The organism is Endozoicomonas sp. ONNA2, assembly GCF_024606365.1.
Lineage (GTDB): Bacteria > Pseudomonadota > Gammaproteobacteria > Pseudomonadales > Endozoicomonadaceae > Endozoicomonas.
Genome location: NZ_JAHHPO010000408.1, coordinates 1 through 1,444, shown reverse-complemented (window position 1 = coordinate 1,444; position 1,444 = coordinate 1). Strand labels below are relative to the sequence as shown.

Annotated in this window: 3 protein-coding genes; all 3 read left to right on the top strand. The window is 56.4% G+C overall.

The features are described 5' to 3' along the window. Window positions 1–212: hypothetical protein (locus KDK14_RS07410; protein ID WP_257264423.1), on the top strand; the 212-nt coding region annotated here is incomplete at its 5' end. A 61-nt stretch (window positions 213–273) separates the two neighbouring features. After that, complete coding sequence (locus tag KDK14_RS07405; RefSeq protein ID WP_257264422.1) at window positions 274–771, top strand: DUF4381 domain-containing protein; 498 nt, start codon at window positions 274–276, stop codon at window positions 769–771. Next, a partial coding sequence (locus KDK14_RS07400; protein WP_257264421.1) for a VWA domain-containing protein occupies window positions 764–1,444 on the top strand: 681 nt, incomplete at its 3' end. The genes KDK14_RS07405 and KDK14_RS07400, both read left to right, overlap by 8 nt.

Below are 1,444 nucleotides of genomic sequence, written 5' to 3'. Positions count from 1 at the left end.
CCGATGGCATGCACACACTGTCGGTGAACACCGCCCGCCCCGAGCTGCGCCAGCAGTTCCACCAGCAGTATCTGAAGCATCATGAACAGCTCAGGCAGATGCTTTCACGCTATCGCATTCCGCTGCTGGAGATTAACTGCGCCATCCCTTCTGCCCGGCAGTTGCTGGGGCTTTACGGCGTCAGGAGGAACAACCGGGAGCTGGCCTGGTGAGAATATATCCGCAAGCATGGGTGTTTGCCGTCTGTTTTGAACCGCCACAGAGGACTTAGTCATGGCACTGCAAAATCCTCTGGATCAACTCCGCCCGAACCATCTCCCGGACCCTGTGGGATTATGGCCTCCGGCCATTGGTTGGTGGGTTTTGGCGTTTATCGGTATTGCCCTGGTGACACTGGTCACCTTCTATTTCTGGCGTCGCTGGCAGAAAAACCGTTACCGCTCTGAGGCACTGCTGCAGGCCAGGCGAATACACGCGGACTATCAGCTTCATCAGTCGCTGCACCGACTGGCCAATGAATCCAATGAACTGTTAAAACGGGTGGCCTTGCATGCGTTTCCCACCGGTGAGGTTGCCGGTCTGTCCGGGGCTTGCTGGAGCCAGTTTCTGGCGGATACCGGCGACATCCCCGAATTCCTCAACCACAGCGCCTTTAATAACGACCGTTACAACCCGCAGATACCACTGACGCTCCCCCACGGCACTCCCGACGAGATGCCAGCAAACGTATATGAACTCACCCGGCGATGGATAAAAAGACACCATGCTTGAGCTTCAATGGCCCTGGATACTGATTGCCCTGCCCTTACCCCTGTTGGTTTATCGATGGGTAAAACCGGCCAGTAGTGATAATGATGCTGCGCTGTATACGCCTTTTTATGGACAACTGTCGCTCATAATAGGTGAGCAACGGACAGAACAAGAAACGCCTTCGGGCAAACGACTCATTCTGCCCGGTCTGATCTGGCTGCTGCTGCTTATTGCTGCCAGCAAACCGGTCTGGCTGGGAGACCCCGTTGAGATACAGGACAGTGGCCGGGACCTGATGATGGCTGTTGACCTCTCAGGCAGCATGGAGATCAATGACATGGTGTTCAATGGCCGCCAGGTTGACCGGCTGAGCGCCACCAAAGCGGTGGTCAATGATTTTATCCAGCGACGGCGTGGGGACCGGCTTGGACTCATCCTGTTTGGCACCCGGGCCTATCTGCAAACACCGCTGACCTTTGACCGGGAAACGGTCAGGACACTGCTGAATGAGTCAGCCATCGGGATGGCGGGCAACAAGACCGCGATCGGGGACGCCCTGGGTCTTGCGGTCAAACATCTTCGTAAACGCCCCGAGGATAGCCGGGTACTTATATTGCTGACTGATGGTGCCAACACCGCTGGAGAAATCTCACCGCTGCAGGCCGCACAGATTGCCCGGGAAGAAGGCATCAAG